The sequence below is a fragment of the Streptomyces sp. genome (assembly GCF_019510245.1).
Classification (GTDB): domain Bacteria; phylum Actinomycetota; class Actinomycetes; order Streptomycetales; family Streptomycetaceae; genus Streptomyces.
The window spans coordinates 1-4,595 of record NZ_JAEKKT010000289.1; the positions used below are offsets into that span (position 1 = coordinate 1).

Below are 4,595 nucleotides of genomic sequence, written 5' to 3' on the forward strand. Positions count from 1 at the left end.
CCGGTACGCGCCGCTGTTCAGCGCCTCGCTGCGGTTCCGCACCGCGCTGCGCACCGGCTCGCGCACGGCCAGCCTGCGCCTGGTCACCTTCGCCGACGGCAAGCGGGAACGCCGCGACATCCGGGCCATCAACGCCGGCGCGCTGCGGCACCCGCTGTTCGGCCACCGCAAGCACTGGTACACCACCCGGGTGCGCGCCGGGTTCTTTGAGCGGGCCACCGCCGAGGCCGCCGACCGGGCCGAGGCCGCCATGATCACCGTGCTCGACGACTTTGCCAAGAGGTTGATATGACCGACCGCACGCAGCTCAACACCACGATCTTCACGCCGATGCAGTTCCGCTTTGAGGATGAGGCGGACATCGCCAAGTACGGCGCGGACTGGTTCCTCTATGACGAGTGGGCCATCGTCCGGCTGCCGGTCTCGCGGCTCCTCGAGCTCGAGCAGGCCACCGGCTACCCGGTGCGCACCGCGTTCAAGGAGCTGCGCCAGCAGAGCGTGCTGGGTGACCTACTGGCCACCTGGACGGCCGTGCACCTGGCCGACGCGAAACTGGCGGGCGAGTTCGCCGACTGGGCGCCGCTGGTGTTCGCCATCGAGTGGCGCGGCGCCAAACTGGACGACCTGGGAAAAGACGACAAGCCCTCGCCGGAGCCCCCGCCGACGACACCTACCGTCGCTTTGCCGAGCTTGCCGGTGGCGGGATAACCGTCTTGCTCGATGCGATCGCGCCGATGTTCACGATCCGGATGGGCATCACCCCGGATCGGCTGGCCGCGCTGTCGGTGCCGAGCATCGCCGACCACATCGACTACCTGAGCGAGGCGAACCAGCGTGGCTGACGACAAACGCGAAATCATCCTGGACCTGCTGGCCCGGGACAAATCCGGCAAGGCCACCGACAGCTTCGCGCGCAACCTCAACAAACTGGGCCACACCGCGGACGACACCAAGCGCCAGATCCACACCCTGGACAAGGAAGTCAGCAAGCACGAGGCCAACCTCAAAGGCCTGGCCAAGGCGTACGCGGAAACCGACGACAAGGCCACCCGAATGGACCTGTCCAAGGCCATGCGCGGCGCCGAGTCCGAGATCAAAAAGTTGTCCAAGAGCAAGAGCATCCTGTCGGGAATGCTGCCCGATGAGCATGAGATCGTCCAGGAGGGCGAAAGCCTCGGCAAGCGCCTGATGGGCGGGATCAGCTCGGTTTTCGACAGCGCGGCCGGTGCCGGACCGCTGATCCCGGCGCTGGCCGGGATGGCCGCCGCCGCCGCGCCGTTCATCGGGGCCACCATCTCGGCGGCCGTCATCGGCGGGGCCGGGATCGGCGGGGTGGTCGGCGGGGTGATGCTGGCCGCCAACGACCCGCGGGTCAAGAGCGCGGCCGGGGCGCTCGGCAAGACCGTGACCACCTCCCTGCAGGACCGGGCGGTCACCTACTTCGCCGAGCCGCTCATCAAGTCGATCGGCTCGATCCAGGCCCGATTCATCGCGCTGGGCCCGGACATTGACCGGATCCTGTCCTCGTCGGCGAAGTTCCTGCCGATGCTGACCGAGGGGGTCGGCACCTTCGCCACCCGGATCACGCAGGGCATCGCCGACCTGGTGGACAAGGCCGGACCGGTCATCGAGTCGATCTCCAACGGGATTGCCGGGCTCGGCGACGTCATCGGCAACATGTTCACTGCGATGAGCCAGAACGGGGTCGCCGCGGCCACCGCGATGAACATGGCCTTCGGCATCCTGGACGGCACCGTGGTGGCGGTCAGCGCCACCATCACCGGGCTGACCGAGGCGTTCGGCCTGCTGGCCAAGTACGGCGCCTTCGGCCACGACGCGCAGGTCCAATACTTCGCCGTGGAAATCGCGGCGAAGGCCGCCGCGGACGCCAGCCGGGACGCCACCGATGCCACCGCGGGCATGTCGGACGCCAGCAAGGCCACCGCGCGGGTGCTGCACGGCGAGGTGGCGGCGTTGTCCGACCTGTCCGCCGCGCTGAAGGCCGAAACCGACCCGGCCTTCGGCTTCCTGGACGCTCAAGACAAGATGACCAAGGCGCACAAGGCGGCCACCGCGGCGCTCAAGGAACACGGCCGCAACTCGCCGCAGTACCGCGACGCGGTGCGCGCCGAGGCGCGGGCGGCGCTGGTGCTGGAGGACGCGGCCGGCAAGGTGGCGGCCACCAGCAACGGCAAGATGACCCCGGCGCTCAAGGCCACCCTGGAGGCGGCCGGGATGACCGCCCCGGAAATCGCCGAGGTGGGCCGCCAGATGGACGCCGCGCACCGCAAGGGCAACGCGTTCGCCCGCAAGTACGAGGCGCACGTGGCCGCGGCCGGCGCGTCGGTCGCCAAGGCCGCCATCGACGCGGCCCGCATCGCCGCGCAACGGCTGGCCGGCACCTACACCGTGCGGATCCGCACCATCGGCGCGAGCGTCGCCAGCGCCGCGCTGCAGGTCGGTGGCCTGCTGCAGCACCGCGCCGTGGGCGGTCCGGTCAGCCGGGCCACCCCGTACCTGGTGGGTGAGCGCGGCCCCGAACTGTTCGTGCCCAACGTCGGCGGCACCGTGGTCACGGCCGGCAAGACCCGGCAGATGATGGCCGGCACGGGCGGTGGCAGCGCGGGCGGCGGCGGCGGCGGCGGCGGCGGCGGCCGGCTGGTGCTGGACGTGACCGGCGCCGAGGCGGACATGGTTCGCATGATCCGCAAATGGGTGCGGACCGGGGAACTGGCAGGTCTGGCATGAGCTACTTTCCCAACGCGCCGCTGCCGGTGCGGGTGTTCATCGCCCCCGGCTACGACCCGAACTCGCCCACCTCCTGGACCTGGACGGAGATCACCTCCGACGTCCGGTTCCGCACCGGGATCAGCCTCGACGTCGGGCGCCGCGATGAGGGCTCGCACGCCGACCCCGGCAAGTGCACGCTGACGCTGAACAACCGGGCCGGCGCCTACTCCTCCCGCAACGCGCTGGGCACCTACTATCCGAACCTGCGCCGCAACACGCCGCTGCAGGTGCGGGTCAACCGGATGGCCGACACGTTCACCCGCAGCTCGGGATCCGGATGGGGCACCTCCGACGCCGGGTTCGTCTGGTCGCACACCGCCACCAGCTCATGGACGGTGTCCGGCACGCAGGGGGTGACCACGTTCGCGGCGGCCAACACCGCGGCGGTGGCCGTCTCGAGCACCGGTGGCGGCCTGGACGTGGACGTGGAGTACGTGGCCTCGATCGGCGCGCGGACCACCGGGGCCAACTGGTTCGCCGGGGCGATGCTGCGCTACAGCGACGTCAATAACATGTACCTGGCCGGCATCGAGTTCGATACCAGCAACACGATCAAGGTCAGCATTCACAAGTGGGTGGCCGGCGCCTACTCGGCCATCGCCACACTGACCGCCACCGGGATCGCCTACAGCGCCGGCACGAAAATCCGCGTCCGGGCGGTCGCGCACGGCGCGAACCTGCAGGTCAAGGCGTGGCTGGACGGCACCGCCGAGCCCTCCGACTGGAACCTGGAGACGCAGGACAGCGACCTGTCCGGCGCCGGGGTCGGGGTGTACCAGTGGCGCATCGCCGGCAACACCAACGCCGGCAGCCTCGCGGTCAGCATCGACGAGTACACCGCCTCGGCCATCCTGTTCACCGGGCTGGTCAGTGAGTGGCCGGTGACCTGGGACAAGACCGGTAACGACTCGACCGCCACCGTGGTCGCCAACGGTCCGTTGCGCCGGCTGCAGCAGGCCGCCGCGCTGAACTCGCCGCTGTACCGGCAGTTGATCGCGCAGAATCCGGCCGGCTACTGGCCGGGCGAGGACGGCTCGGACGCCACCTCGATGAGTTCGGCGGTCGCCGCCGAGCGGCGCGCCACCGTGGTGGACGTGACATTCGGGGCCGAGAGCGACCTGCCCGGCTCGGACCCGGTCCTGAAAGTCAACTCGGCCAACTCCACGATCACCGGCAACATCTACACCTACACGATCACCCCGGACGGCTACGCCGGCATGTTCCTGGTGAAGCTGCCCAGCGTGCCGGCCGCGGCGACCACGCTGATCGAGTGGCGCGCCAACGGCACCGTCAACCGATGGGTGATCGACGCCGACGCCACCTCGTACGGGATCACCGGGTACGCCATCGACGGCACCGTCGTGGTGGCCCGCTCGGCCACGATCACCGTTGTCAACGTCACGCAATGGGTGGCGATGCAACTGGAGACGGCCGAGGACGGCCTGGGCAACGTGACCTGGACGCTGATCTGGCATCAGGTCGGCGACACCTCCTTCTGGTTCAGCACCGGCAGCTACGTGGGCACCGCCGACCGGATCGCCCAGTTCAAGGTGGTCAACCCGATGGCGGACGCGGCCTACGGCCACATCTGGCTCGGCGACAACGACCTACCGTTCGTGGCCGACTCCTTCTCGGCGGCCAGTGCCGGCTACGCGGGCGAAACCGCGGCGGCGCGCATCGAGCGGCTCTGCGATGAACAGAATGTGGCGGTGCTGGTGGAGCCGGCCAGCAGTTCGGAGGCGCTGGACGTGCAACGCTCCGAGCCGTTCGTGACCCTGTTGCGGGCGGTCGAGGACGCCGACCTG

Annotated in this window: 4 protein-coding genes and 1 pseudogene; all 5 read left to right on the forward strand. The window is 69.8% G+C overall.

Features of this window, described 5'->3' with window-relative positions:
* Positions 1-292: pseudogene (locus JF597_RS49075) on the forward strand (hypothetical protein); the annotation flags it as partial.
* Positions 289-708, forward strand: a complete 420-nt coding sequence (locus JF597_RS49080) for a hypothetical protein (RefSeq protein ID WP_294012378.1) — start codon at positions 289-291, stop codon at positions 706-708. The pseudogene JF597_RS49075 and the gene JF597_RS49080, both read left to right, overlap by 4 nt.
* Positions 709-713: 5 nt before the next feature.
* Positions 714-842 (forward strand): hypothetical protein, encoded by a 129-nt coding sequence (locus JF597_RS49085; protein WP_294012381.1) that lies wholly within the window; start codon positions 714-716, stop codon positions 840-842.
* Positions 835-2,748: a hypothetical protein gene (locus tag JF597_RS49090; RefSeq protein ID WP_294012384.1), complete on the forward strand. Its 1,914-nt coding sequence runs from the start codon at positions 835-837 to the stop codon at positions 2,746-2,748. Before JF597_RS49085 ends, JF597_RS49090 begins: the two co-directional genes overlap by 8 nt.
* Positions 2,745-4,595 (forward strand): hypothetical protein (locus tag JF597_RS49095; RefSeq protein WP_294012387.1); only part of this gene is annotated, 1,851 nt, incomplete at its 3' end. The genes JF597_RS49090 and JF597_RS49095, both read left to right, overlap by 4 nt.

Bases quoted from the DNA above. Each gene is read 5' to 3' on its own strand.
- JF597_RS49080 (WP_294012378.1), top strand. From the start codon at position 289: ATGACCGACCGCACGCAGCTCAACACCACGATCTTCACGCCGATGCAG.